General features: G+C 55.0%; 22 protein-coding genes. 17 read left to right on the forward strand and 5 right to left on the reverse strand.

Annotated features, from left to right (window positions below; genetic code table 11):
• Positions 1 to 87: 87 nt before the first annotated feature.
• From RUDLU_RS0114490 to RUDLU_RS0114525, 8 genes are all read left to right on the forward strand, one after another.
• Positions 88 to 1,419, forward strand: a complete 1,332-nt coding sequence (locus RUDLU_RS0114490; protein WP_019989114.1) for a TldD/PmbA family protein — start codon at positions 88 to 90, stop codon at positions 1,417 to 1,419.
• A gap of 159 nt (positions 1,420 to 1,578) precedes the next feature.
• Positions 1,579 to 3,219, forward strand: a complete 1,641-nt coding sequence (locus RUDLU_RS0114495; protein ID WP_019989115.1) for a TldD/PmbA family protein — start codon at positions 1,579 to 1,581, stop codon at positions 3,217 to 3,219.
• 160 nt (positions 3,220 to 3,379) lie between these two features.
• The gene (locus RUDLU_RS0114500) at positions 3,380 to 4,717 is read left to right on the forward strand and encodes a TldD/PmbA family protein (RefSeq protein WP_019989116.1); all 1,338 of its coding nucleotides are present in this window, start codon (positions 3,380 to 3,382) and stop codon (positions 4,715 to 4,717) included.
• 228 nt (positions 4,718 to 4,945) lie between these two features.
• On the forward strand, positions 4,946 to 5,902 hold the full coding sequence (locus RUDLU_RS0114505; RefSeq protein ID WP_019989117.1) for a YjgN family protein: 957 nt from the start codon (positions 4,946 to 4,948) through the stop codon (positions 5,900 to 5,902).
• 7 nt (positions 5,903 to 5,909) lie between these two features.
• Positions 5,910 to 7,007: a M48 family metallopeptidase gene (locus RUDLU_RS0114510; RefSeq protein ID WP_019989118.1), complete on the forward strand. Its 1,098-nt coding sequence runs from the start codon at positions 5,910 to 5,912 to the stop codon at positions 7,005 to 7,007.
• Positions 7,008 to 7,104: 97 nt separating this feature from the next.
• Complete coding sequence (locus tag RUDLU_RS0114515; RefSeq protein WP_019989119.1) at positions 7,105 to 9,573, forward strand: outer membrane beta-barrel family protein; 2,469 nt, start codon at positions 7,105 to 7,107, stop codon at positions 9,571 to 9,573.
• A 12-nt stretch (positions 9,574 to 9,585) separates the two neighbouring features.
• Positions 9,586 to 10,212: a hypothetical protein gene (locus RUDLU_RS0114520; RefSeq protein ID WP_019989120.1), complete on the forward strand. Its 627-nt coding sequence runs from the start codon at positions 9,586 to 9,588 to the stop codon at positions 10,210 to 10,212.
• Between the two features lie 39 nt (positions 10,213 to 10,251).
• Positions 10,252 to 11,445 carry a helix-turn-helix domain-containing protein gene (locus RUDLU_RS0114525; protein ID WP_019989121.1) on the forward strand — a complete coding sequence of 398 codons (1,194 nt, stop codon included), beginning with the start codon at positions 10,252 to 10,254 and terminating at the stop codon, positions 11,443 to 11,445.
• Between the two features lie 113 nt (positions 11,446 to 11,558).
• On the opposite strand, the gene RUDLU_RS0114530 is transcribed toward RUDLU_RS0114525, so the two are convergent.
• From RUDLU_RS0114530 to RUDLU_RS0114540, 3 genes are all read right to left on the reverse strand, one after another.
• Entirely contained in the window at positions 11,559 to 11,768 is a 210-nt protein-coding gene (locus RUDLU_RS0114530) for a hypothetical protein (protein ID WP_019989122.1), read from the reverse strand.
• 5 nt (positions 11,769 to 11,773) lie between these two features.
• Positions 11,774 to 12,085, reverse strand: coding sequence for a DUF3817 domain-containing protein (locus tag RUDLU_RS0114535; protein ID WP_019989123.1), 312 nt, complete (start codon positions 12,083 to 12,085; stop codon positions 11,774 to 11,776).
• Positions 12,086 to 12,286: 201 nt separating this feature from the next.
• Positions 12,287 to 13,183: a hypothetical protein gene (locus RUDLU_RS0114540; RefSeq protein ID WP_019989124.1), complete on the reverse strand. Its 897-nt coding sequence runs from the start codon at positions 13,181 to 13,183 to the stop codon at positions 12,287 to 12,289.
• A gap of 254 nt (positions 13,184 to 13,437) precedes the next feature.
• Here RUDLU_RS0114540 and RUDLU_RS0114545 point away from each other — a divergent pair, with 254 nt between their 5' ends.
• The 3 genes from RUDLU_RS0114545 to RUDLU_RS0114555 all read left to right on the forward strand — a co-directional run bounded on the left by RUDLU_RS0114545 (position 13,438) and on the right by RUDLU_RS0114555 (position 15,594).
• On the forward strand, positions 13,438 to 13,992 hold the full coding sequence (locus RUDLU_RS0114545) for a fasciclin domain-containing protein (RefSeq protein WP_027303073.1): 555 nt from the start codon (positions 13,438 to 13,440) through the stop codon (positions 13,990 to 13,992).
• A 115-nt stretch (positions 13,993 to 14,107) separates the two neighbouring features.
• Positions 14,108 to 14,812 (forward strand): SDR family oxidoreductase, encoded by a 705-nt coding sequence (locus tag RUDLU_RS0114550; RefSeq protein ID WP_019989126.1) that lies wholly within the window; start codon positions 14,108 to 14,110, stop codon positions 14,810 to 14,812.
• 131 nt (positions 14,813 to 14,943) lie between these two features.
• Positions 14,944 to 15,594, forward strand: coding sequence for a pyridoxamine 5'-phosphate oxidase family protein (locus RUDLU_RS0114555; protein WP_019989127.1), 651 nt, complete (start codon positions 14,944 to 14,946; stop codon positions 15,592 to 15,594).
• 109 nt (positions 15,595 to 15,703) lie between these two features.
• On the opposite strand, the gene RUDLU_RS0114560 is transcribed toward RUDLU_RS0114555, so the two are convergent.
• A complete protein-coding gene (locus tag RUDLU_RS0114560) occupies positions 15,704 to 16,675 on the reverse strand; it encodes an aldo/keto reductase (RefSeq protein WP_019989128.1) in 972 nt (323 codons plus the stop codon).
• Positions 16,676 to 16,852: 177 nt separating this feature from the next.
• Here RUDLU_RS0114560 and RUDLU_RS0114565 point away from each other — a divergent pair, with 177 nt between their 5' ends.
• From RUDLU_RS0114565 to RUDLU_RS0114585, 5 genes are all read left to right on the forward strand, one after another.
• The gene (locus tag RUDLU_RS0114565) at positions 16,853 to 17,158 is read left to right on the forward strand and encodes a putative quinol monooxygenase (RefSeq protein WP_019989129.1); all 306 of its coding nucleotides are present in this window, start codon (positions 16,853 to 16,855) and stop codon (positions 17,156 to 17,158) included.
• A 73-nt stretch (positions 17,159 to 17,231) separates the two neighbouring features.
• Positions 17,232 to 17,930 carry a glycosyltransferase family 2 protein gene (locus tag RUDLU_RS0114570; RefSeq protein WP_019989130.1) on the forward strand — a complete coding sequence of 233 codons (699 nt, stop codon included), beginning with the start codon at positions 17,232 to 17,234 and terminating at the stop codon, positions 17,928 to 17,930.
• Between the two features lie 166 nt (positions 17,931 to 18,096).
• Positions 18,097 to 20,001, forward strand: coding sequence for a phosphoglycerate dehydrogenase (serA, locus tag RUDLU_RS0114575; protein WP_019989131.1), 1,905 nt, complete (start codon positions 18,097 to 18,099; stop codon positions 19,999 to 20,001).
• Positions 20,002 to 20,075: 74 nt separating this feature from the next.
• Complete coding sequence (locus RUDLU_RS0114580; RefSeq protein WP_019989132.1) at positions 20,076 to 21,152, forward strand: aminotransferase class V-fold PLP-dependent enzyme; 1,077 nt, start codon at positions 20,076 to 20,078, stop codon at positions 21,150 to 21,152.
• A 139-nt stretch (positions 21,153 to 21,291) separates the two neighbouring features.
• Positions 21,292 to 22,068 carry a hypothetical protein gene (locus tag RUDLU_RS0114585; RefSeq protein WP_019989133.1) on the forward strand — a complete coding sequence of 259 codons (777 nt, stop codon included), beginning with the start codon at positions 21,292 to 21,294 and terminating at the stop codon, positions 22,066 to 22,068.
• Between the two features lie 52 nt (positions 22,069 to 22,120).
• Here the strand turns inward: RUDLU_RS0114585 and RUDLU_RS0114590 are convergent, their stop codons facing one another.
• Complete coding sequence (locus RUDLU_RS0114590) at positions 22,121 to 23,332, reverse strand: PepSY-associated TM helix domain-containing protein (protein WP_245581671.1); 1,212 nt, start codon at positions 23,330 to 23,332, stop codon at positions 22,121 to 22,123.
• Between the two features lie 139 nt (positions 23,333 to 23,471).
• Here RUDLU_RS0114590 and RUDLU_RS0114595 point away from each other — a divergent pair, with 139 nt between their 5' ends.
• On the forward strand, positions 23,472 to 25,829 hold the full coding sequence (locus RUDLU_RS0114595; RefSeq protein WP_083940582.1) for a TonB-dependent receptor: 2,358 nt from the start codon (positions 23,472 to 23,474) through the stop codon (positions 25,827 to 25,829).
• Positions 25,830 to 25,910: the final 81 nt, after the last annotated feature.

The following is a 25,910-nucleotide window of genomic DNA, read 5'->3' on the forward strand; positions in this document are numbered from 1 at the left end:
GTTTGCAGAACGCAGACAGACCCGCGCTTCCTGTCGAAGCAAGGCAGCAGCCCTGTAAACCTGACACCGAAAAACCTGTAATAAAACATGGCTATTTTAAGTAAAGAAGAAGCCAAGCGGATTGTTGATAAAGTGTTGAGCTTTGCCAAAGCCGACGAAACAAGCGTCACCATCTCGGGTGGGCGCACGGGCAACATCCGCTACGCCCGCAACTCGGTATCGACGAGTGGCGAAAGCAATAACCTGTCGCTGGCGGTCACCTCTGTTTTCGGAAAGCGCAGCGGTACGGCAACCATCAACGAACTGGACGATGACTCGCTTGCCCGGACCGTTCGGCGGGCCGAAGAAATTGCCCGGCTGGCCCCCGAAAACCCGGAGTACGTGCCGATGCTGGGGCCACAAAAGTATCTGAACACGAAGCCCTACGCCGAAACTACTGCCAAGATAGACCCGGCTTACCGGGCCCAGGCGGCTTTTGATAGCCTGGACCCCTGCCGTAAGAAAAACCTTACTGCGGCCGGTTACCTCGAAGATTCGACCGGGTTTTTTGCGCTCGCCAACAGCAAAGGCCTGTGGGCTTACAATCAGCAGACATCCGCCGAGTTTTCGATCACCGTCCGCACGGCCGATGGTCTGGGCTCGGGTTATGCCACCCGCGACGTTACCGATGTATCGAAGCTGAGCACCCGCGAGGCCACCGAAATTGCCATGCAGAAAGCCATGGCCTCGGTGAGTGCGCGCGCGCTGGAGCCGGGCAAGTACACCGTGATTATGGAACCGGCCGCCCTCGTGTCGAATACCGATGCCTCGCTGATGGCCGCATTGGTTCGGTCGATGGATGCCCGCTCGGCCGACGAGGGGCGTTCGTTTTTGAGTAAAAAAGGGGGTGGTACCCGCCTGGGCGAAAAACTCTTCGATGAGCGCGTCACGATTTATTCGGACCCCATGAACCCCGAAGTGCCTACATCGGCCTTTGCGGGCGATGGCCGTCCGCTGGAGCGGGTCACCTGGATTGAGAAAGGGGTCGTCAAAAACATGTCGTATTCGCGGTATTGGGCCGAGAAAAAAGGGGTAGCGGCTATTCCGCCGGGGGGTAATTTTATCATGGAAGGCGGCACCCAATCGCTGGCCGACATGATCAAGAGCACCGAGAAGGGTATTCTGGTAACGCGCCTGTGGTACATCCGGCCGGTTGACCCGCAAACACTGCTGTACACAGGCCTCACCCGCGATGGAACGTTCTACATCGAAAATGGGCAGATCAAGTTCCCGGTGAAAAACTTCCGGTTCAACGAGAGCCCCGTTATCATGCTCAACAATCTCGAAGCCATTGGCCGGCCGGTACGGATTGGGGGTAACCTGGTTCCACCGCTCAAAATCCGCGACTTCACGTTCTCCAGCTTGTCTGACGCTGTTTAATTAATCAGGTGCTAAGCAAAGCTGTTACGCAGAGATGCACAGAGCCGTTTCGCCCACACCCCTCTGCGAATCTCTTAATTACTCCATGAATCTCTGCGTAACAACCTAAACGTGAATCTCTGCATAACAACATAATAAGGGCTCCGGCCCGCTTATTTTATGAACCGCCGACACTTTAATCAACTCCTGGGCATGGGCACTGCCGGTCTGGTACTGCCCAGCCTACCCTCGCTGGGGCGATCCGTAGCCCCGGAAGCCTTGCTGGAGCCGGGGCTCGATGTAGCCCTCAAAAAGCGGCTGGCCGATGCGGCTCTCAACGCGGCTAAGTCGAAAGGGGCTACCTATGCCGACGTGCGTATTGGGCGCTACCTGAATCAGTTTGTAGTTACCCGCGAAGACAAAGTGCAGAACATCGCCAATACCGAGAGTTACGGGGTTGGGGTTCGGGTAATTGCCAACGGTTGCTGGGGGTTTGCGGCTGCGGCCGATGCCAAAAGCGAAGCCGATATGGCCCGCGCGGCCGAACAGGCCGTGGCCATTGCCAAAGCGAACGCCCGGCTGCTGAAAGAACCCGTACAACTGGCTCCGCAGCCCGGCTACGGCGAGGTTTCGTGGAAGGCTCCCATCCAGAAAAACGCGTTTGAAGTTCCGGTCAAAGAAAAAGTAGACCTGCTGCTGGGTGTCAATGCCGCAGCCATGAAAAACGGGGCCAATTACGTGAATTCGGTGCTGTTTATGGTGAACGAGCAGAAGTACATTGCCACCACCGACGGGACCTACGCCGATCAGGATATTCACCGAATCTGGCCGATTTTCAACGTTACCTGCATCGACGCGAAATCGGGGAAGTTTGAAACCCGTAACGCCCTGAGTGCTCCGGTGGGTATGGGCTATGAGTACCTGCAAACCAACCCGTCTGACAAAGTAACCGGTATCACGACCCGCTACAACAAGGGGTACGATATGCTCGAAGACGTGACAGCGGCCGCTCAGCAGGCCCGGCAAAAACTGACCGCCAAGTCGGTAGAAGCGGGTAAGTACGACCTCATACTCGACCCCAGTCACCTGTGGCTCACCATTCACGAGTCGGTGGGGCACCCTCTCGAACTCGACCGCGTGCTCGGCTACGAAGCCAACTTTGCGGGTACCAGTTTTGCCACGCTCGACAAGTGGCAGTCGAAAAACTTCCAGTACGGCAGCAAGATTGTCAACTTCGTGGCCGATAAGCAGCAGGTTGGCTCGCTTGGGGCTGTTGGGTACGACGATGAAGGCGTGAAAACCAAAAAGTGGGACCTCGTGCGCGATGGCGTACTGGTCAACTACCAGGCCATTCGGGATCAGGCGGCCATCATCGGCGAGAAAGAATCGCACGGTTGCTGCTATGCCGATTCGTGGGGTACGGTGCAGTTTCAGCGGATGCCCAACGTATCGCTCGAAGCGGGCAAAACACCGCTCTCGGTGCAGGATATGATCAAGGATGTGAAAAAAGGTATTTACATCATTGGCGACGGCTCGTTCTCTATCGATCAGCAACGCTACAACTTCCAGTTTGGCGGGCAACTGTACTACGAAATCAAAGACGGACAGATTGCCGGTATGCTCAAAGACGTGGCCTACCAGTCGAACACGCAGGAGTTCTGGAACTCGTGTGCCGCCATTTGCGACGAGCGCGATTACCGGCTCGGCGGTAGCTTCTTCGACGGTAAGGGGCAACCGAGTCAGAGCAGCGCGGTGTCGCATGGGTCGGCCACTACGCGGTTCAACGGGGTTAATGTGATCAATACGGCACGGAAGATTTAACGAAGCTGAAGTCCCTAAGGAGTTATTACGCAGAGAAAAATGAAGATTCACAGAGAAAAGCGTATAGAACTTCAGAGAAAAGATCTCTGCGAATCTCTCTTTCCTCCTCTGCGAATCTCTGCGTAACAACTGTGAAGAAAGGCTTCAGCCTGACGCAATTATGGCAATCATTCTAACCGAAGCAGAAGCCAAAACGCTTCTCCAAAAAGTCCTCAGCTACTCGAAAGCTGACGAGTGTGAGGCAAACCTGTCGGGTGATATTCGGGGCAACATTCGGTATGCCCGCAATGCCGTATCGACCAGCGGCTCCCGGGCCAATCAGAATCTGGTGGTGCAGTCGGCGTTTGGCAAAAAAGTGGGTACCGCAACCATCGACGAGTTTGATGATGCCTCGCTCGAAAAAGTAGTTCGTCGGGCGGAGGAACTGGCTCGGCTGGCCCCCGAAAACCCCGAGTGGGTCGGAATTTTAGGGCCGCAGACCTACCTCAAAAGTAACGGCTACTTTGAATCGACGGCTAAGCTCACCGCCGAAGACCGGGCCGAAGCCGTAGCCAAAAGCCTGGAGCTAACCCGTACGCAGAACCTGACTGCGGCTGGTTTTCTGGAAGATTTCAAAGGCTACCAGGCCATGATGAATTCGAAGGGCCTGTTTGCGTATTACCCCAGCACCAACATCAACTTTTCGCTCACCGTACGGACGGACGATGGCAAAGGATCGGGCTATGTAGCCAAGGGGTACTCCGACGTTAGCAAGCTCGATACAGCCGCGGCTACCCGCATTGCGGCTCAGAAAGCGGCTGCTTCGGCCAACGCACAGGCTCTTGAACCGGGCAAGTACACCGTGATTCTGGAGCCAACGGCTGGCGCTGTGCTCATGGAACAACTGTTTTTCTCAATGGACGCCCGCTCGGCCGACGAAGGACGGAGTTTTCTGAGCAAGCCCGGTGGTAAAACCAAGTTGGGCGAGAAAATTGTAGACCCCCGCGTCACGATTTACTCTGACCCCACCCACCCCGAACTGCCAGCCTCACCGTGGGCGGGCGACGGACAGCCGCAGACCCGCATCAACTGGATTGAGAAAGGTATTGTGAAAAACATGGCCTACTCGCGCTACTGGGCTCAGAAGCAGGGCAAAAAGCCGGTGCCCTTTCCGAACAATGTGATGATGGCGGGCGGAACGGCCTCGCTCGAAGACATGATCAAAAGCACACAGCGCGGTATTCTGGTTACCAAACTGTGGTACATCCGGGAAGTTGACCCGCAGACGCTGCTGTATACGGGCCTCACCCGCGACGGAACGTTCTACATCGAAAACGGCAAAATCAAACATGCCGTGAAAAACTTCCGGTTCAACGAGAGCCCCGTTATCATGCTCAATAACCTCGAAACCCTCGGTCGGCCCGAGCGGGTCGTAAGTACTGAGTCGGACGGAAACTATCTTATTCCGCCCATGAAAATTCGGGAGTTCACGTTTTCAAGTTTGTCCGACGCCGTATAATTCCCGGCCCGGCAACCTGCTCAAACCCGGACTGTACTTTGCTACGGTCCGGGTTTTTTGTTGGGGGCCCCAGCAAGCCTGTTGGCCCAACAAATGGGTTGTAACCGATACGTTTAATCAATTGATAGGCCTTATTTGCATGTCACGGGTAGTACACTTGATTTTATATGCATCTATTTCTTAGATTACTGCTCTAACGTATTCTTAACCTAAATCCTTTAATCATTCATGGAATCGTACGCCTTGCGCAACCGCCTGCGTTTTGTAGGCACCGGTGCCGATTTGTTCGGTATTTATCTCCTCAACATGCTGCTGAGTATTGTCACGCTGGGACTGTATTACCCCTGGGCCAAAGCAGCCGTGCTCCGATACACCTACGCCAACACGCACTTAGACAACAGTCCGTTTCAGTTTCACGGCACGGGTAAAGAGATTTTTGTGGGCTTTCTGAAAGCAGTAGCTGTTATTGTGGGGGTTTACGCGGCCGCCATTGCCCTTACGTTTGCTTCTTCGCTGGGCCTGAAGATTATAGGTTTTGTGGCTATCTACGCTTTTGCGCTGGCGCTGGTGCCTATTGCGGTTCATGGGGCGCTGCGTTACCGGATGTCGCGCAGTTTGTGGCGGGGCATTCACTTTGGCTACCGGGGCGACCGCAACGAACTGATCAAAATGTACGTTCTGCAAGGGCTGCTGACGGTGGTTACGTTTGGTATTTATAGCTTCTGGATGACGCAAAACATCAACCGCTACACCATTGGGCATATCCGGTTTGGCTCGGCCCGGATGCACTACACCGGCGACGGGAGCGATTATTTCTGGCTCTGCCTGAAAGGATATGTTCTGACGATTCTGACGCTCGGCATTTACGGGTTCTGGTGGGGCCGCGACTTGTTTGCTTATTTCGTCGACAACCTCGCCATTGAAAACGAGGGCGAAATGTACCAGTTTCAGTCGTCGCTTACGGTAGGCTCGTATGCCGGGTTGGTCATTGGGAATATTCTCTTGATTGTGTTGACATTGGGGCTCGGGGCGGCCTGGGCTACGGCACGTACGTTGCAAACCTTGCTCGACAATACCCTCCTCGACGAGCGGCTGGATACCAGTTCGCTGGTGCAGACTGAACTCGAATACCGCGATGCAACCGGCGAAGACCTGGCCGACATGATGGACATTGGCTTAATTTAAAACGATAGTGAACGCTACTTTTTTCGACGGAAAAGTCTCCCGGCCGCATCCGGCTCAGTACACCCTCTCGGCTTACACCGTTGAGATCCGCTACACCGATACCGATGGGCAGGAGCAGGAGGTAGTGTGGCCCTTGCAGGAGGCCCGGCTGGCGACCTGGAACCCGTCGGGAAAGACGCGGCTGCAGTTTGGGCCGTTTCCGCATCAGTATCTGGATGTGGAAACGGCCGATTACGAGGCCCGGTTTATTCCCGCCCGTCAACTGCTCAAGCCGGCACGGCCGGGTCTGTACGAGTTTGTGCTCAGTAAGGGATTCCGGGGTGTGGTGCTGGTTGGCGTAGTAACGGTAGCTCTCCTGTGGGTTCTGTACGCCTACGGGATTCCGGCCCTGTCGTTGCAGGTGGCCCGTCAGGTACCTGCCGAACAGGAGGTTGCCCTCGGCGATATGCTCTACCGGCAGCTCGAAAACTCAGGTCAATTGCCAGTCGATAAAGCGAAAACGGCCCATGTTGAACGGTTCTGGCGCGAAATGGGCGTGAAAACCCGTTTGCCGATCCGGATCGCCGTTGTCGAGAGTAAAGATGTAAACGCCTTTGCCGTGCCCGGTGGTCATGTAGTGGTGTTTACGGGAATATTGAAAAAGTTTAACCGGCCTGAGCAACTGGCGGCCTTGCTCGCCCACGAGGCCGCCCACGTCGAAAAGCGGCACTCGCTGCAACAGCTGATCCGCAGTATAGCGGCTTACAGCATTATATCGGTCATGTTTGGGGATGTGAGTGGTATAACGGCAGTGCTCGTCGATAATGCCGACAATCTGGTTTCGCTGTCGTACTCGCGTCAGCACGAAGCAGAGGCCGACGCTTTTGCGGTAGAGCAACTGGCGCGGCAGGGCATCGACCCGATGGGCGCCGTATGGCTCATGGAAGCCCTGCCTACCGAGGGCGAGGTGATTCCGACATTGCTCCGCTCGCACCCGCACAATGCCGAGCGGGTAGCGGCTACGCGGGCATTGGCCAAAAAGGCGCGCACCCGCGGAAATAGTAGCCCTGAGTTAAAACGCCTGTGGAATGAGATCAAAGCGGCCGGGTTTAGTCTCAAATCATAACCTGAGCCGTCTCAAATTAGTATTGAGTCGAACAGAAGGGGGCTAATCGGCCACCTTTGAGCCATCAATCAAAAACGCCAGCAGTGGCACTTGATGTATGGCTCGCTTTCTGTTTACCCTCGCTTTTCTTGTCTCTACTGAATTTGCCGACGCCCAAACGTTGAGTGGGGCCGTGCGCGATGTGGCCAACCGGCCAGCTCCGTACGCGGTGGTCAAACTGCTTCGCTTAGCCGATTCGACACTTGTCCGGGGAAGCGTTGCCAATCAGGACGGGCGCTACACATTTACCAACGTACCGCCCGGAAATTATCGCGTGCAGGCTTCGCTCGTGGGCCTGAAAAGTGCTGTAAGTGCGGTGGTGCAGGTTGCTGGTGACCAACCGGTGCGGGTGAGCCCGATTCAACTGGGCGAAGCCGTACAGACCCTGGCCGGGGTAGAGGTGCGCGCCCGGCAGCTACCCGTTGACCAGCAGGTTGACAAAACGGTGCTGAATGTCGCGGCTGATGCGGCAGCGCAGGGTAAAACAGCGTACGAATTGCTGCAACAGGCTCCCGGCGTGGTCATTGACCCAAATGATAATATCCGAATGGCCGGTAAACAAGGGGCCGTGGTGTTGCTCGATGGCCGACCAACCAACCTTTCGGCTGCCGACTTGGCTAATTTGCTCCGGGCTACGTCGGCCGCTACCATCGACAAAGTCGAGCTGATGACGAACCCTTCGGCCCGTTACGATGCGCAGGGTGGTGCCGGTATTATCAATATCCGCTTCCGGCGCAACAAAAGCCTGGGAATCAACGGGAGCGCGTCGGGCGGGTATGGGCAGAGCAATCATCACCGTGCCAACGCGGCCCTCGACCTGAATTACCGCGCCAAACGTATCAATCTGTTCGGTAACGCTTCGGGTAGTGATAATTACCAGATCACGCATGTCCGCATTGACCGAATGGCGGGGGGCTTCCTGTTTCGGCAGCGCGGATACGACTCGGATGGTACGCGCGGGCTGGTGTACAAAACAGGCATAGATTATTCCCTAAGTTCCCGCCAGACACTGGGCCTGCTCGTATCGGGTAACACGATAGGTAATCGGTTCGGAACGTACACCACCACAGAGATAGCCAACCGGTTAACCAACCGGGTAGATACGAGCGTGGTGAACAGAGTGGATAACCCGGCACAAAACAACCGAATGCAGGCCGCCCTGAATTACCGGTACACCGACACAACCGGCCTGGAACTGAATCTGGATGCTGACCTGACCCGTTTCGCCAATACCTCGCCTAATTCACTCATGAGCAACTTTATAGCTGGTCCCGTTGATGGCCCGGTTTTGTTTGCCCGACGCAATCGCTTCGATGCCAACACCGATATTACGATTGTAGCGTTGAAGGCCGATCTGGTGAAGGAATGGAAGCCAAATCGGCCGGCTGGTGCTTCGGTAAAACTGGAAACCGGCCTAAAACACACCGATGTAGCCACCGACAACGAGCTGCTGGCATTTACCGGAGCCGCTGCTATTGAACAACCCGACCTCACCCGCACCAACCGTTTTACATACCGGGAGGTTGTGCGCGCGGGGTACGTATCGCTTAGTCGGTCGGCGGGGAAATGGTCGGTGCAGGGGGGGCTCCGGGCCGAACACACCACCGCAACAGGCCGCTCAACCGATCTGCTGAACCGTCGTATTGATCGTCCTGACACCACGTATCTGAATCTCTTCCCAACCGCTTTTGTGCAGTATGGGGCAACGCAGAATAGCCAGATTTCGATGAAGTACGGCCGACGTATCGGGCGGCCTACCTATCAGGATCTGAACCCGTTTGTCTACCCAGTCGACCCGTACACGAGTGGGCGCGGCAACCCCTACCTGCGACCCAATTACACGCACAATATGGAGCTAAGTTACACCTACAAATGGGCAACAACGGTCAAGTTTGCGTACAGCCGCACCACTGATTTCTCGACGGATGTTATTCAGCAACAGGGCGTTGTTGCGTATCAGACGGTAGCCAATGTAGGCCAAGTCGACGCGCTGAACGTGTCGGTGAGCAGCCCTTACCAATTCACGAAGTGGTGGAGTATGTACGGATATGCCGGGGCCACCTGGAACCGGTTTGTTGGTCAACTGTCGCCTGATGTTTCGTTTCGCGAACGGGCATTTGCCTTCGAGGGCTACATGCAGCAGTCGTTCACACTCTCAAAAATGTGGTCGGCGCAGGTTTCGGGGTTCTGGAATGCCCCCACCCGGCAGGCTATTTACCGCATTGGGGGCCTGGGGGCGCTCAACCTGAGTCTGCAAAAGAACGTGCTGGGTAACCGGGGTAAGCTAACCTTCAGCCTCGACGATGTGCTGAACACTATGCGCTGGCGGTGGTCTGGCACCCAACAGTCGGGTGAGGGGCAGGCTGGGGCAACGTACGCTCCGCAGTTTAGTATCGACCGCAAGTGGGAAAGCCGCCGGGTCAATATCCGCTTCAGTTACCGATTCGGTAGCCGCGAGATCAAAGCCGCCCGCGAGCGCGAAATGGGTCAGGATGCGGGCCGGATTAAAGTCAAAGGAAATTTGTAATAAACATCGGCTATGAAAATTTACCTCCTTGTTTTTCTGCTGATATGTACCGAGGCAAAACCGCAGTCGGGTACTATCAATACCCCCGCCCGTATCACCTTCATGCTCAGGAATACGCTGGGCTACCATCGCATGTTTCTGGTCGAGGGGCCGGGGATCAAATACGGTTTTACCATGAGCCGGCGCGAAACCATTCCCTGCAATTGGCCGGTTGGCTCCAAACTGTACTTCACGCAGGATGGAGAAACGTCTACCGGCCTCATTCTGACCGTAACCGCCAACGATGAGGGCAAAACCCTCGTAACGGACACGGGGGCCGTCGAAGATAGGCGGATGAAGAACGTAGGGGCATCGTCCAGTAGTACCGGCATTACATTCAGCATTCGAAACCCAGGTGTACTACCCCGCAAAGTGGCCGTTATTAGCTACGAACCCGGTGCTGCCGGCAACAGTACGAGTATTGCCATACTGCCTCCTCTGGTGGGCTGTAAGTCGTTCACGTTTCCTGTTGGTACAAAAATTTACCTTGCCGATGATGCGCAGGTGAACACCGTTATGAGTGGTAAACGGATCGATGCCGATAAGCCATTTCTAGTCATCAAGGCTACCGATTCTGGAAAGTCATTTCCAGTAAAATAACGTGCCGTCGTATATTGTAACCGTTCACTTTGATCACGGATGTCGTTTTACTTTTCTGCCTACTCCAGCCCATTGCTGTTTGGTTTTTTGCAAGCCTGGATCTATGCCGTTTTACTTTGGATTCGGGGTCGGCGAGAGGAGCGCTTGTCCGACGTGCTGCTGGGCTGGGTACTGGTAGGCATGGCGTTTAACATTTGGGAGTACATGCTGGGTTTTGGGGGTATCGAAATTCTCTGGCGTGAGCTGGAGTTTTTCCCCCGAACGCTGGGCTACCTGTTTCCGGTGCTGTGCTGTTTTTATCTCAAAACGCAGTTTAACGCCGATTTTCGGTTTTCCCGGCGCGACATTTGGCATGCCGTACCCTTTCTGATTCAACTGACGTATCACCTCGTTGTGTTTGCTCAGGGAGCAGCGTTCGTACGATACTGGGAAGCCCAGGTTCATGACCCGTACCATATCGGCGAAGTGGAGTTCTGGCTGGGTATAATCATTGATCTATACTACTTATACCTGGCGATACAACTTTACCGCCAATATCGGGAGTGGATTAAGAACCAGTTTTCCGAAACCGACTCCATCAGTTTTCGTTGGTTCCGCAACTTTCTGATTGCGCTCACACTGGCTACGTTTTTGGGTTATTTGATGGATGGCTTAAGTGTGGCTTTGAATCTGAATTTCTGGCAGAACTGGTGGGATGAACTCGCCAAAGTGGTGCTAATTTACTACGTTAGCATTAACGGCTATGCGCAAATACAACCGGGTCGGCGGCTCACGTTCCAAACGCCTGACATTGCCCCTACACTAGTGACGCTTTCATCAGACTACGCTCCCACGCTCACTGCCGAATCTGGTACGGAGCGTCAGCCCGAGCCGAGCGTAGTACCCTTGCTTCCCGATGACCTGCTTCCGCTGCGCAATAGGTTACTCGATTTCATGAACGCTGAAAAACCTTATCTCGAACCTGACCTTTCCCTAACCGACCTGGCCCGGCGTATGCACACCAATCCGGTCGTGCTGTCGCAGGTGATCAACACGGGGGTGGGCAAGAACTTTAATGATTTTGTGAATGAGTACCGCGTTGAGGAGTTCAAGCGGCAGCTGCTCAATCCGGCCAACACGCATTTGAGTTTTCTGGGGTTGGCGCTCGACTGCGGATTCAATTCGAAGGCCACGTTCAACCGGGCGTTTCGGAAGTTTACGGGCACCTCACCAAAGGAGTTTGCCCAGCAATAAAAAAGCTCACCCGAGAGTATCAGGCGAGCTTTGCGACGCAGTTGTATAGTAAACGGCGGGAGGTATCGGAATGTTTCATAGTTGAAAAATAGTGGTATTATTTTTCAAAATAGTTAAGTAAGCTCCTCACAGCTGATTTTTAGCTGTTCAAGCTCCCGAATTACGACCTGCGAGGGGAGGTCATTGCTCTCAACCCGCAGGACTCGGTCGCAGTCTTCCCAATCCACCGACCAGCGCAGAAGTCCGCCGAGCGGGTTCAGTGTATGCGTAAGCAAAGGCAGATGTTGTTGCGTCAAATCGGTTTTAAAAACTAACACGTCCATACACGTTAGAGGGTTTGGTTTGGATGGCGAAACAGCCGGGCGTCTGCCCAGAACGTACCCAGCGGAATAATCGAAGCCAATAGGGCCAGGCCGGTTTTGCGCCAGCTCCAGCGATATTCAATGCCGCACTGAATCACGAGTAATACGTACAGAACAAAAAGCAGCCCGTGTGCCATACCGATAATGCGGTTGGGCATGGGCATAGCGTAGGCGTATTTGAGGGGCATACCTACACCGATCAGCAACAGAAACGAAACACCTTCGAGGAAGGCCAGAATACGGAGACGCCCCAGTTGGGATTTCAACAGGTCGAACATAGCGGTAGACAGGATGTAGCAAGCTGCCGTGGGTTTGGCGGGCCCGCGAAAGAAAGATTGACAAGAAAACCGTGACGGGCAGAAAATAAATCGCCCCAGACCCCACTTTGTGATGAGCGGTTCTGAATCGAACTGTGAGGTGGCAGTCGGCAGATTAGGCCGGGCAAAAAGACTGGAGAGTGAATAAAACGGAGAAACCTGTCAGGCGAGCAGGGTGTTAAGCTCCTGCCACGAAATGAGCGCAATAGCCAGCACGGCCAAAGCCAGCCCAACCTTATTGAGACCCGATAATTGCTCGCGGAAGAAAAGGGCCGCTGTGCCGGCTGCCAGCAGAATCACGCCGATGTTGTACACCGGGTACACAAAAGCCCCGTTGCCACTGTAGGCCGACAGAGCCAGAATCAAGGTGTAAAAGCTCAGGTAATTGGGTACCCCCAGCGTAACGGCGGCCACGAAGCTACGGGCTTCGATGCGTTCCTGCCCGCGCACCAACCGAACAACGAGCAAAACGGCCCCGGCAGCAATAGCGCCCAGCACCATCGTGAGGGTTACGGCTACGGTTTGGTCGGCCGCTGTGATGTACCGCACATTCATGTAATTGATGGTGGTGTTGGTAAACCCGTACATCAGAAACACGGCCACCGGTAGCCAGAGGTTACTGCCGGTGCTCGTACCTGAGTCCGGTTTTTTGTACGTACTCAAACCAACAGCTACCAGGGCGAGCCCCAGCCCCAGGTAATTAAGCGCATCGAACACTTTGCCGCCCCCGAGTACCAGCAGACTAAACGTGACCGGAATCACCAGCGACAAATTGTTGGCCAGCGAAGTAGCCGTAATGCCGCTGCGCTGGGTACTGGCCCCCGACAACAGGAACGTGACAATAAACCCCACGCCCAGGCCCAGTGCCAGCCAAGTCCAGGTGGCCGAAAAGTCGACCGAGAAAGATTGCCCCGCGGGCATCAGCAGCAGCCCGGTCAGGAAACAAACGGGGTAGTTGAATACAATGGCCTGGGTGGTATTGACCCCAAACCGCGGAAAGAGCCGGAAGTTTAGCAGCAGCAGCACCGAAAGAACAATGCTGGCAACGAGGTAGATCATACCCGCAAAGGTAAGGGCGCTTTGCGAAAGAAAAAGGTGCCTGTTTGCCGCTTACGGGCTTACAGATAGGGCTTTAGCGGGTCTCGATAGGGGCGCGTTGCGCTAAATAATGGGCTGACATTCAAGGCGCTGTTTAAGGTTTTTGACAAAATTTTAGGGTTTAGTCAATCCGTGTGTCCAATAGGCGCGTAGGTATGACAGTAATCGGTTGCAACCACGATACGTTTCACAAAAAACCTCATTTCGCAACACACATGAAAGCGATCATAAAATCAGTTTTTGCCGCATTGACTCTTCTGGCCGTATCAACTTCTGTTCAGGCACAGGCTCCCAAAACAGTAGGTGGCGCCCCGATGTACCCGACGAAGAACATCATTGAGAACGCCGTTAATTCAAAAGATCACACCACACTGGTAGCCGCTGTAAAAGCTGCTGGTCTGGTTGAGACATTGCAAGGGGCTGGTCCGTTCACCGTATTCGCACCGACCGACAAGGCATTTGGTAAACTGCCCGCTGGCACCGTTGAGACGTTGGTGAAGCCTGAGAACAAAGGCACCCTGACCGGTATTCTGACGTACCACGTGGTAGCTGGCAAGGTTGACAGCAAGGCGTTGGCCAAACAAATTAAAGACGGCAACGGCTCGGCTACGCTGAAGACCGTAGCTGGTGGCACCCTGACGGCCAAAATGAAAGGCAAGGGTATTGAAATTGTTGACGAGAAAGGTGGTTCAGCTATGGTCGACATCGCCGATGTGTATCAGTCAAACGGCGTGATTCACACGATCGATACCGTGCTGATGCCTAAATAAGAAACCACAGGTGTTTGATGGTAGGCTTGTTAGAATAGATAATCAAATCCACAGGAGAAAAGCCCGGCTCGCTTGAGCTGGGTTTTTTTGTGCGGGTTAGGCGTACTTTTGTTTTATGGATGTAACAAACAAAGTTGTACTTATTTCGGGGGCCTCCCGTGGTATCGGACGCGCTACGGCTCTGTTGCTGGCCCAGAAAGGGGCATGGGTAGTGGCTACCGCCCGCAACGCCCAGGACCTGAAATCGCTCGAATTAGAGCACCCCGGCATTGTGGCCGTTCCCGGCGACGTAGCCAACGAGGCCGACATGGCAACGGTAGTCCAAACGGCCCTTGATCGCTTTGGGAAAATCGACGTAGTCATTAACAACGCAGGCTACGGCGTCTTCAAAAATGTGGACGAGCTGACCGTAACCGAGTGGGACGAACTGATGGCCACAAACGTGAAAGGCACGTTTGTTCTTACCAAAGCTGCTTTGCCCACGCTGAAAGCACAGGGCTCGGGTCATGTGGTGGTGGTAGCCTCCGATGTAGCCAAGCGCACCTTTGCGGGCGGCTCGCTGTACACGGCGAGTAAGTACGCGCAGGAGGCCTTTATGGGGGCCCTCCGGAAAGAGGTGCGGTCGTTTGGTATCAAAGTGACGGGGGTGTACTCGGGCCTGGTCGACTCGCATTTTCATGCCAAAGGGCACGGGCACGAAACCTCGAAAAACTGGCTTAAGAACGAAGACATGGCCGAGTCAATGCTGTTTCTCATCAGCCGCCCGGCCCACGTTGTGGTCGATGAGTTTATGATTCACCCGCTGTCGCAGGAGTATTAGCGAATTAACCGGACTAGTCTATTTTGAAAAAGTGGACGAGTGGTATGGTCCGGAATCCGTATAGCTTTGGGGTATGTTAGACTCAGGACGTAGCCCGTTCCGGGTCAAACATACCGCTTAACTGTACGCGCATGAATCCAACGAACCGAACCAAACTCTCGCGGCTGCCGAAGCGTGGCCATCACGATGCGGCCACTATTTACCCTATTCTCGATGCGGGGCTGGTGTGCCATGTGAGTTACCAGCTCGACGGGCAACCGTTTCTGATTCCAACCGCTTACGGCCGTATCGACAACACGGTGTACATTCACGGGTCGGTGGGGAGCCACTTTTTTCGCCAGCTGGCGCAAGGAGTGCCGGTTTGTGTGGCGGTCACGCACGTCGATGGGTTGGTGCTGGCCCGGTCGGCGTTCAGTCACTCGGTCAATTACCGGTCGGTGGTGCTGTTTGGGCAAACCCGGCTGGTTGATGACCCGACCGAAGCCTGGGCGGCCCTGGAGCGCATTACTGAGCATCTGATGCCCGGCCGTTGGGCCGATACCCGCCCACCCAGCGCAAGCGAGATGAAAAAGACGATGGTGCTGGCCATTGAAATCGAAGAGGCCTCGGCAAAGGTCCGGACTGGCAACGTCAACGATGACCCCGAAGACCTGGACTTACCACACTGGGCGGGCGTTGTACCCGTCAGCCTACAGTACGGTGCCCCGATTCAGGACCCGCTTCAGGATGCCAGTGTGACTGTGCCGGGTTATTTGACGAATTATAAAAGAGTGAAAGAGTGAAAGAGTGAAAGAGCGAAAGGGGTGAAAGAGCGAAAAACGGCATTCCGACTGGCGACGCACCGGTTTTACTTGTGCGTCCGCCACTCTTTCGCTCTTTCACTCTTTCACCCTATTGACTCCACTCCGTGGGCGTACGGTCCCAGCGGTGGCCCTTCAGTTCGGCCAGTAGTTGTGGGTCAAGTGGGCCGGCGTCGCTGGTGGCGCAATTGGCTTCCACGTTGCGGAGTTGCCGCATACCCGGAATCGTAGTGGCCACGTCGGGGTTGCTCAGAATAAACCGCAGGGCCATTTCGGGCATGGTCATGCCAGCCGGAATGAGCGGTTTGAGCGCATCGGCATGGTCGACGCTGGCGTTCAGGTTTTCGGGGACGAAGTAGGTCGAGCGCCAGTCTTCGGCTGGGAACGTGGTTTCTTTCGTAAACGTACCCGTCAGTGTGCCTTCGTCGAATGGTACGCGGGCAATCACCCCCACGCCCAACTCGCGGCAGAGCGGGAAGAGGTTGTCTTCGGGAGCCTGGTCAAAAATGTTGTAGATCACCTGCACGCCATCAATCAGGCCCGTGCGGAGCGTGCTGAGCACATTGTCGGGCTCCCAGCGGTTTACCGAAATGCCCCAGGCCCGTACCTTACCGGCCTGGGTGAGTTTCTGAATGGCCTCTTTCCACTCGTCGCGGTTGGCCCAGGCGTCTTCCCAAACGTGAAACTGTTGCAGGTCGATGGTATCCACACCCAGGTTTTTAAGGCTCTTTTCGGTGTACTCCACAATGTAGTCGGCCGGGAATACATCGTCAATGGAGAAGTGCGATTTTGAAGGCCACTTGCGATTTTTGGGCGGAATCTTAGTCGCGGCAAACAGGGTTTTGTCGGAATACCGCTTCATGAGGTCGCCCAGAATGGTTTCGCTCAGGCCTTCGCCGTAGCCCCAGGCGGTATCGAAAAAGTTGCAGCCCAGTTCAACGGAACGGTCGAGGGCGCGGTCGACGGTTTCGCGCTCGGAGCCTGTCCAGCCCGCGAGGCCCCACATGCCGTAGCCAATGTCGGATACTTGCCAGCCTGTGCGGCCGAAGGTTCTGTATTGCATAAGGATAATCGGTAAAACGAAGCACAAAGATGCACGGGCAAACCCATTTGCCCTCTACGTCTCTATAATCAGGTAGACCGGTCGGGCCTACTGCCTGTAGAGCCGCTTTTTGGAAAAGCCTGTGCACAAACCGAAACCAATCCGCCTTTTTTCGGCAACTTTGACAAAAAGATCACTATGCTTATTCGTATCGTTCGGATGACCTTTCAGGAAGACCAGCTGGAAGCGTTTGGGCAAATTTTTGATAGATCGAAACACCAGATTCGTGCCTTTCCGGGCTGCCAGCACCTCGAACTGTTGCGTGACCTCGATAACCCGGCCGTTCGGATCACGTACAGTTACTGGGCCTCGGCCGAAGCCCTCGATGCTTACCGACAGAGCGACCTTTTCCGGACTACCTGGGCGGCCACCAAAAAACTATTTGCCGATAAGCCCCTGGCGTTTTCGTCGGAGCGGATCGAACAGGTAACTGACGGCCAGTAGGTAATAAATAAAACTATTATATCTACAGGGTTTGTTTTTAGGGAGATGCGGAGTAACCGCAGTCACTCATGGTATGCACACACCCTGTTCCATAGCTTGCCTGATTCCGTTTTACAACGAGGGCGACCGTCTGTTGGCGGTACTCGACGTGGTAACGCGCGTGCCGGGGCTGGCGCAGATTGTGTGTGTAGACGATGGCTCCAACGACCCCGAACTGGCTCAAACAATCCGGCAGCGTTGGCCACGCATCCGGTTGCTTCAACTGCCTGATAACAAAGGTAAAACAGCCGCCATTCGGCACGGGCTGAGCGAGATTCGGGCCGATTATGTGTTGCTGATGGATGCCGATCTTCAACAAATGAACCGGGCCGAACTAAGCCGGATTGTGCGGCAGGTGCGGCAAGGTTGCCCCGCTGATATGCTTATTCTCCGGCGGCTCCGGGCGGATTGGTTCGTGCGTATGAGCCGGGCCGATGTGCTGCTTTCGGGCGAACGAATCATCCGACGGGCCGATCTGGAAGCCGTACTGAGCGGGCCTGTGGAGCGCTTTCAGCTCGAAGTTGCCATCAACGAATACATGCAGCAGCACCAGAAGCGGGTTTGCTGGGTGCCCTGGTCAGCCAAAAACACCTACAAGACCCAGAAGCGCGGCCCCGTGGAGGGGTTCGTGGCCGATGCGGCCATGTATGCCAGCATTGTGGGGCATCTGGGAGTCGCTTCGGTCGTGCGGCAGTACCGATCTTTTGCCCGCAAGCCCCTTCGGTTGAACTAATTTGACCCGTTTCGGCCTTTTTTGAGCAAGGAAGTATCAACGGCCCCGCTGTTGTTTTCCGATACCCCAACGGAATGCCTACCTTTGTGGTACGTCAACAAGCTAAAGAACACTTCGCAACCAGCCAGGCGTTGCGACCAACCTGTGACAACAGAACCTTGTTCTCATGCTAACAAAACCGCTTGAACAAACGTACTTCATTATCGACTTCGATAGTACGTTTACCAAAGTAGAGGCCCTCGACGTGCTGGGCGAAATTTCATTGATCGGCCGGCCCGACCGCGACGATGTGCTGGATCAGATTCGGACCATTACCGACCGGGGGATGGCGGGCGAGCTGTCGCTGGCTCAGTCGCTTGAGCAGAGGCTCCGCTTACTCAACGCCCACCGCGATCATCTGCCCGCGCTGATCGAGACACTCATGACCAAAGTGTCGGACTCGTTTCAGCGTAATCGCTCGTTCCTGAGCGAACATGCCGATCAGATTTACATTGTTTCGAGTGGTTTCAAAGAGTTTATCGTGCCGATTGTGACGGCGCTGGGTGTCAAAGAAGACCACGTATTTGCCAATACGTTTGAGTACGACGAAAAAGGCAATATTGTGGGTTGCGACTGCGAAAACCCGCTGGCTACCGACGGGGGCAAGGTGAAACTCATGCGTAGCCTGCAACTCGATGGCGATGTGTACGTGATTGGCGACGGCTACACGGATTACGAAATCCGGGAGTCGGGTCTGGCCAATCGGTTCTATGCCTTTACCGAAAACGTGCTCCGGCCCAGTGTGGTTGAGAAAGCCGATTATGTTTCACCTTCACTCGACGATTTTTTGTTCGATAATAAATTGAGCCGCAGCCACTCGTACCCCAAAAGCCGGATCAAGGTGCTGCTGCTGGAAAACGTACACCCGGTAGCCGTGCACCTGTTTGAGCAGGAGGGCTTCAGCGTGGAGATCCGGAAAGGTGCCCTCGACGAAGACGAGCTGATCGAAGCCATTCGGGGCGTTCATATTCTGGGCATCCGCTCGAAAACCAACGTGAGTCGGCGCGTACTCGAACATGCCGACCGGCTCATTACAATCGGGGCATTTTGTATTGGCACCAACCAAATCGACCTGACGGCCTGTTCGGAGCGGGGCATTGCTGTGTTCAACGCCCCCTACAGCAACACCCGGTCGGTGGTTGAGCTGGCCATTGGCGAGATCATCATGCTGATTCGCAACGTGGTGACCAAGAGCAACAAAATGCACGAGGGTATCTGGGACAAGTCGGCCAACAACAGCTTTGAGGTTCGGGGGAAAAAACTCGGTCTGATTGGCTACGGCAACATCGGCACCCAACTGTCGGTAGTAGCTGAGGCCCTCGGCATGGAAGTTTATTTCTACGATGTAGTGGATAAACTGGCCCTGGGCAACGCCCGCAAGTGCCGCACGCTGGAGGATTTGCTGGCCGTGTCGGACATTGTGAGCCTGCATACCGATGGCCGCAAAGACAATAAAAACCTGATAGGAGCCCGCGAATTTGGGCTTATGAAAGAGGGCGTCATCTTCCTGAACCTGTCGCGCGGGCATATTGTCGATATTCCGGCGCTGGTCGAAGCCATCAAGTCGGGCAAAGTAGCAGGGGCCGGTATCGACGTGTTCCCGTATGAGCCAAAGACCAACAGCGAGGAGTTTATCAACGAGCTGCGGGGGCTGCCCAACGTGATTCTGACCCCGCACATTGGCGGTAGCACCGAGGAGGCTCAGGAAAACATCGGCACGTTTGTACCGGGCAAATTGCTGGAGTACATCAACAATGGTAGCACCTACGGGAGCGTCAACTTTCCCGAACTCCAGCTGCCCCTCCTGAAAGAGTCGCACCGGCTGCTGCACATTCACCGCAATGTACCGGGGATTTTGTCGCAACTGAACCAGATTTTTGCCAAGCACCACATTAACATCAAAGGGCAGTACCTCAAAACCGACGAACACATTGGTTATGTAATCACCGACATTGCCAAGGAGTACGACGAAGATGTGGTTGCTGAACTGCGGAATGTGGAAAACACGATTAAGTTTAGGCTACTTTACTAAAGAGTGAAAGAGCGAAAGAGTGAAAGAGCGCGGGAGCTACTTCACTCTTTCGCTCTTTCACTCTTTCGCTTTTTATGAAATACACCTACTTCACTCCCGGCCCGGCCGAACTTTACCCCACGTTTGCTGCCCATTTGCAAACGGCAATGGATGAGCAGTTGGGCTCCATTTCGCACCGGAGCGCCCGGTTCCGGGATATTTACCGGCATACCGATGAGCAGCTACGGGCGTTGATGAATATTCCGGCTACGCACGGGATCTTCTTCACGGGCTCGGCCTCGGAGGTGTGGGAGCGGCTGTTGCTCAACTGCGTAGAGCACGAGAGTTTTCATTTGGTTAATGGGTCGTTCTCGCGGAAGTTTTATGACTACGCGCAGTCGCTGCACAAGTTTGCCCACTTGCAGGAAAAACCCCTGGGTGAAGGATTCGATGCGGCCGAGGTAGACATACCCGAATACGCTGAGCTGGTTTGCCTGACGCACAACGAAACATCGGCGGGTGTGCAGATGCGCCCCGCCGACATGCACAAGCTGAAGCGGAAGTACGCTCAAAAGCTGTTCTGCGTGGATATGGTGTCGTCGGCACCGTACCCGGATCTGGATTTTGGTCTGATCGATTCGGCGTATTTCTCGGTGCAGAAAGCCTTTGGGATGCCCGCCGGTTTGGGGGTCTGGATTGCGAGTCAGGCCTGCCTCGAAAAGGCTGAGCGGCTTCAGCGGTACGATTCGCTCACGATTGGGGCCCATCACAATTTGCCGACGCTCTGGAAAAATTACCAGACCTTTGAAACCCCGGCTACCCCCAATGTTCTGGGCATTTATCTGCTGGGCAAAATTGCCGAAGACCTCAACCGGATCGGGATTGAAACGGTGCGTAAGGAGACCGAAGAGAAAGCCCGGATACTGTACCGGTTTGCCGAAAGCAGCGACCGCTACACGCCCTTTGTGCAGCAGGAGCGCCATCGCTCGCAAACGGTTGTGGTGCTAAACACCGACGGACCGGCCAAAGGGGTAATGGAAGCCGCCAGGCAGCAGGGGATGATCATTGGCAGTGGGTACGGTAAGCTGAAAGAAACCCAGATCCGTATTGCCAACTTTCCGGCGGTGTCCGCAGAGCAGGTGAGCGAGTTAATTAAAGTCATGCAGAAATAGCATAATAGACAGGCAAAAGCCCCTGAGCAGCGCTCAGGGGCTTTTTTTGTTGACTCTTTCGTAGATGGCGTGCAAGCCCCAAAAAACCTTTTCCCGTCGGCCAAGTTTAATCAGTAGCATTTTTACATACTCAACGACGATGAAAACGATTCTTACAACGATGGGCTTGTTGCTGGCTTTGGCTGCGGCAACCTTTGCCCAGTCCGAAACCAATCAGACCCGGGAAAACCGGCCACTGATTAAGGAGGAAACAAAACAGGAGGTGCGCGAGAAAGCGCAGGAAGTAAAAGAAGACATCCGCGAAGGAGCCCGCGAGCTGGAACAAAACACACGTGATACTCGCCAGGAAATAAAGCAGGAGGCCCAGCAGGCTGGTCAGGAGATCAAAGAAGAAGTACGCGAGCAGGTGGAGAACACGCGTTACCGGAACGACCGCTATGGCTTGCCCTGGTTCGAAAAAGGCAGTGTGATGCTGGGTGGCTCGGTAGGGCTGGGCCTAGGTAAGGGCAGTGGCTCGTACATGGTGCTCAACCCGCGTTTAGGCTACTTTTTTCAGCCTGGTTTTATGGGCGGCATTCGCCTGAGCTACGACCGTCGGTTGTCGACCAGCTTCCGGTCGCAGGAGGTGGGCGTGTTTGCCCGGTACTACCCCATACGCACCCGCATCAGCGGTTTTGTAGGGGCGGGGTATAACTTTGGGCGCGAGCGGGCCAGTAATATTGGCGATAATGAAAAGGCACGTTTCAACAGCATCACGCTCGAAGTGGGTACCATGTTCTACGTTCGGCGGAATTTGGGCGTTGAAGCCTCGCTCGAAACCAACTACTACGACCGTAGCAACCCGCTTGCCGGTCGGAACCGCGGTGGCCGGGCCAAAGTAGGTATCAACTATTACTTTGCCCGTCGGGTGCAATAATCTTGGCTCTTACCAAACCTGTAAGGTCTTTGAGACCTTGCAGGTTACCTCGTTAAACATTGGCTACCGGCTCGGCCTGACGCTTTCGGCGGACCGATGCCGGTTTTACCGGGGCATCGACCACCTGACAGGCTTTGCGTCGGCGGCCCCACCACACCAGAAATCCACTGACGGGTAGCGAAGCCGAAAACAAACTGGCCAGAAACGCCAGAATTTTGCCCGGTAATCCCAGCCATCCACCCGTATGCAGGTCGTAGGCGGCTCCGCGCGCTTTGTCGCCCGCCGAGAAGTCGCTGTACCGTTTGCCGGTTACCAACTGCCCCGAATATTGATCGTAGTATTGAATCGTGTATTTCCGGTAAAACGAGCCCTCATCGTAGCGAAACTGTACCCGGTAAGCGCCCACCGAATCGGCTGGGAAAATGACGTACAACTCAGTTGCGCCGGTTTCAAGGGCATTGGTACGGGCTACCATCGCGTCAATTTGGGTTGAGCGCCCGGTTGTCTGGGTCTGCCGAGCGGCCGGCAAGGTCGAAACGGCTTTGGTACGGTCGCGCGGGGGGGAGCCAGTGAGTTTATACAGACCGTTTTCCCACCATTCAAACGACCAGATCAGGCCCGTACAGGCAATGACCACCAGAATCCAGAGGGCGTAAAAACCGCCGACGCTATGCCAGTCGTAATTGACCCGACGCCACCGCGCCGACCAGCGGATGGTAAATTTCTGTTTCAGGGCGGCTTTGCTCATGGCTGCCTTGTACCGGGGCCACCACAACACCAGTCCCGAAATGAGCAGAAATAAATAGACAATAACCGACCAGCCGATAATGTGGCTCCCGGTCTTGCCCAGCATCAGGGTGGTGTGAATCTCCCGGACAACCGCAAAAAAGTCTGTTTTCAGGTTCCGAACGCCTAATACCTGACCCTGATACGGGTCGATGGAGACCAGCCGCTTGTCTTTTAGGATCACCTGATAGGTGTCGGTCAGGGCGGGATCGGGGGAGGCTAATCGGCGGTAAATTCGTTGAATAGCCGTTTTCCGGAAGGTGGCCGATACCCGGTCGGCAATGGTGCCCGGTGCAAGTAACTGGCCCTTTTGCGCTTGTACGGTCAGTTGGTCGTGATAGATAAGCCGTTGCAGCTCTTGCTCAAACACAAACAAACAGCCCGTCAGGCTCACGATCAGCACAACAAGCCCCGTAGCCATCCCCAGCCACAAGTGCAGTTTACCTAATGCAGATTTGATAAAGCCCTTTCCCTTCACGATCTGGCGTTTGTCTGGTTGCGTACCTCAAAGTTCCTGGTTCTTTAGATTTAATCCAAATAATTTAGGGTTTATTTTGAACGATTCTAAACTGAGCCTACCTTTGCCCCAGAATTGTATGCCTGAATGGCTTTAACGAATGAAAAACTGTCTTTTAGTAATTGGGCTTAGCCTGTGTTTTTCCATACTTAGTTTGGCCCAGTCGGCTTTAAAAACGGTGACGGGTGTGCTGCTCGATGGGCAGGGCAAGCCGATTCCGTCGGCTACGGTCAGTTTGCCGGGTACACGTTACGGTACCCAAACCGACGAGCAGGGACGTTTTACGCTTACGGTTCCGGCGGGTCAGTACACGCTGACGGCCACAATGGTTGGCTACGAATCGGTCCGTCAGTCGCTTACCGTGAACGATACCGACACCACAACGCTCAACTTGACCATGCAGGAGCGCGAGTCGGCTCTTGATGAGGTGGTGGTAACGGCGAGCCGTCGGGCCGAAACCATCAACGAGGTGCCCTCGGCTGTGACCATTGTGGGTAAGCGTCAAATTGCCGAACAAACCGCCATCAATGCCGACGTAACCAACCTGTTGCAGTACACGGTACCGGCCTTGGCTGTAGCTACCGGTCGTACCAGCAACACCGGGCAAACGCTACGCGGTCGGCAGGTGCTGGTGCTGGTTGATGGGGTGCCGCAGTCGACTCCGCTCCGCAATGGTGGCCGCGACCTGCGCATCATCGATCCCTCGGCCCTCGAACGCATTGAAGTCATCAAAGGGGCTACCTCAATTTACGGCAACGGTGCCGATGGGGGCATTATCAATTATATCACAAAACGCCCCGAAACGGGTAAGCCGTTTTCGAGCCAAACCTGGGCGGGCCTGACAAGCGGCCTGAGTCATGCCTCGGGTACGCAAGGGTTCCGACTAAGTCAGCAGTTTACCGGCAAAACCGGCCGGACCGATTACGTGCTGAACGGTACTTACGAGCGGTCGGGCTTACTCAAAGATGCCAACGGGGCTGTTATCTCGCCGTTTTACAATACGGGCCAGATGAACAATTACAACCTGCTCGCTAAAGTAGGGCATACCCTTACCGACCGGCAGCGGGTTGAGCTGATGTACAACTACTACGCCAGTCAGTCGAAACTGGGGTACGTAGAAAAGCTCGGAACCTACGGTAAAACGCCTACCATCGGCGTGCCCACCACCAACGAGATGCCCGGTACTCCGCAGGGAACGCCCTACAACCACAACCTCACGCTACGGTACACCTACGACCGACTACTGGGCGGTACTGGGCTCGAAGTGGTGCTGTATGGCCAACGTTTCCGCACGGTCTATGGCTATGAGGCTCAGTTTTTTGAGAACGGTGGTCAGTCCAACGTCGTTTCGAACAAGCAGGGTGTCCGGTTAAACCTGAACACGCCCTTCCGGCTGGGTAAGGCGCTGGATGGCGAGCTCCTGTATGGTCTTGACCTGCTGGGTGACAACACGGCCCAGAAACTGGAGGATGGCCGCTTCTGGACCCCCGACATGGCTATGCAAAATCTGGCCCCCTACGCGCAACTTAAACTCGACATCCTGAACAACCTGATTTTGAAAGCGGGTGCCCGTTTCGAGAATATTCGTGTGCGGGTGTCGGACTTTACAACCCTTAAAACCTACAATGCCAGTACGCAGAAATACGATGGCGGTGTGGCCGTGCAGGGGGGCAACCTCCGCTACGAGGCTTTTGTGGGTAATGTGGGTCTCCGCTATGCCGGACTCCGGTTCTTCCAGCCTTTTGTGAGCTATTCGCAAGCCTTTTCGATTAATGAACTGGGCCGGATTCTGCGTACCTCGCAACGGAGCATCGTGTCGCAGCTACCTACCGAACCGATCATCGTGAACAACTACGAAGCCGGCGTTGCGGGCGATGTAGGCCGCTTGTTTCACTACGATCTGGCCTTGTTCCGCAGCCGGTCGGCACTGGGGGCATCGTTCCGGCAAAGTGCCTCGGGTGTGTTCGAGATTGTGCGCTCGCCCGAGAACGTGTGGGGCTACGAGCTGGCTGCTGAGCTGCGACCAACGCGGTTTCTGGCTATTGGGGGTGGGTACGCCTACGTAGAAGGGAAAACCGATGCGAATAACGATGGTACCTACGAAGCTTACCTCGGCAGCGACCGGATTATGGCCCCTAAAACAACGGCGTATGTACGCCTGACTCCGAGCCAACGGTGGAGCCTGACGGTCAATGCACTGCGGTCGGGTGAGCGCAACCGGTTTGCCCCTAACGCGCGCGGCCTGTACACCTACGGGCAGGGACCGGTAACGCCCTACACGCTCGTAAACCTGAATGGCTCATTCAATCTGACAACCAAAACGACCCTGACGCTGGGTATCGAAAACCTGCTCAACGCGGATTATTACCCGGCTATTTCGCAGTGGGCCGCCCGCGATGCCGACTACATCAAAGCCCCCGGTGCCCGCGGAATGCTGACGGTTTCGCACCGGTTTTAACCTTATTGCTCTCTGATTCACTCAATCGTTAAACAACCTGATACCAAAAAGCCCGCTCAACTTGAAGCGGGCTTTTTTTAT

Source organism: Rudanella lutea DSM 19387 (genome assembly GCF_000383955.1).
Taxonomy (GTDB): Bacteria; Bacteroidota; Bacteroidia; order Cytophagales; family Spirosomataceae; genus Rudanella; species Rudanella lutea.

Coding starts and splice junctions, on each gene's coding strand:
- RUDLU_RS0114490 (WP_019989114.1), top strand. CDS start 88: ATGGCTATTTTAAGTAAAGAAGAAGCCAAGCGGATTGTTGATAAAGTG.
- RUDLU_RS0114495 (WP_019989115.1), top strand. CDS start 1,579: ATGAACCGCCGACACTTTAATCAACTCCTGGGCATGGGCACTGCCGGT.
- RUDLU_RS0114500 (WP_019989116.1), top strand. CDS start 3,380: ATGGCAATCATTCTAACCGAAGCAGAAGCCAAAACGCTTCTCCAAAAA.
- RUDLU_RS0114505 (WP_019989117.1), top strand. CDS start 4,946: ATGGAATCGTACGCCTTGCGCAACCGCCTGCGTTTTGTAGGCACCGGT.
- RUDLU_RS0114515 (WP_019989119.1), top strand. CDS start 7,105: ATGGCTCGCTTTCTGTTTACCCTCGCTTTTCTTGTCTCTACTGAATTT.
- RUDLU_RS0114520 (WP_019989120.1), top strand. CDS start 9,586: ATGAAAATTTACCTCCTTGTTTTTCTGCTGATATGTACCGAGGCAAAA.
- RUDLU_RS0114525 (WP_019989121.1), top strand. CDS start 10,252: ATGTCGTTTTACTTTTCTGCCTACTCCAGCCCATTGCTGTTTGGTTTT.
- RUDLU_RS0114530 (WP_019989122.1), bottom strand. CDS start 11,768: ATGGACGTGTTAGTTTTTAAAACCGATTTGACGCAACAACATCTGCCT.
- RUDLU_RS0114535 (WP_019989123.1), bottom strand. CDS start 12,085: ATGTTCGACCTGTTGAAATCCCAACTGGGGCGTCTCCGTATTCTGGCC.
- RUDLU_RS0114540 (WP_019989124.1), bottom strand. CDS start 13,183: ATGATCTACCTCGTTGCCAGCATTGTTCTTTCGGTGCTGCTGCTGCTA.
- RUDLU_RS0114545 (WP_027303073.1), top strand. CDS start 13,438: ATGAAAGCGATCATAAAATCAGTTTTTGCCGCATTGACTCTTCTGGCC.
- RUDLU_RS0114550 (WP_019989126.1), top strand. CDS start 14,108: ATGGATGTAACAAACAAAGTTGTACTTATTTCGGGGGCCTCCCGTGGT.
- RUDLU_RS0114555 (WP_019989127.1), top strand. CDS start 14,944: ATGAATCCAACGAACCGAACCAAACTCTCGCGGCTGCCGAAGCGTGGC.
- RUDLU_RS0114560 (WP_019989128.1), bottom strand. CDS start 16,675: ATGCAATACAGAACCTTCGGCCGCACAGGCTGGCAAGTATCCGACATT.
- RUDLU_RS0114565 (WP_019989129.1), top strand. CDS start 16,853: ATGCTTATTCGTATCGTTCGGATGACCTTTCAGGAAGACCAGCTGGAA.
- RUDLU_RS0114570 (WP_019989130.1), top strand. CDS start 17,232: ATGCACACACCCTGTTCCATAGCTTGCCTGATTCCGTTTTACAACGAG.
- serA (WP_019989131.1), top strand. CDS start 18,097: ATGCTAACAAAACCGCTTGAACAAACGTACTTCATTATCGACTTCGAT.
- RUDLU_RS0114580 (WP_019989132.1), top strand. CDS start 20,076: ATGAAATACACCTACTTCACTCCCGGCCCGGCCGAACTTTACCCCACG.
- RUDLU_RS0114585 (WP_019989133.1), top strand. CDS start 21,292: ATGAAAACGATTCTTACAACGATGGGCTTGTTGCTGGCTTTGGCTGCG.
- RUDLU_RS0114595 (WP_083940582.1), top strand. CDS start 23,472: ATGAAAAACTGTCTTTTAGTAATTGGGCTTAGCCTGTGTTTTTCCATA.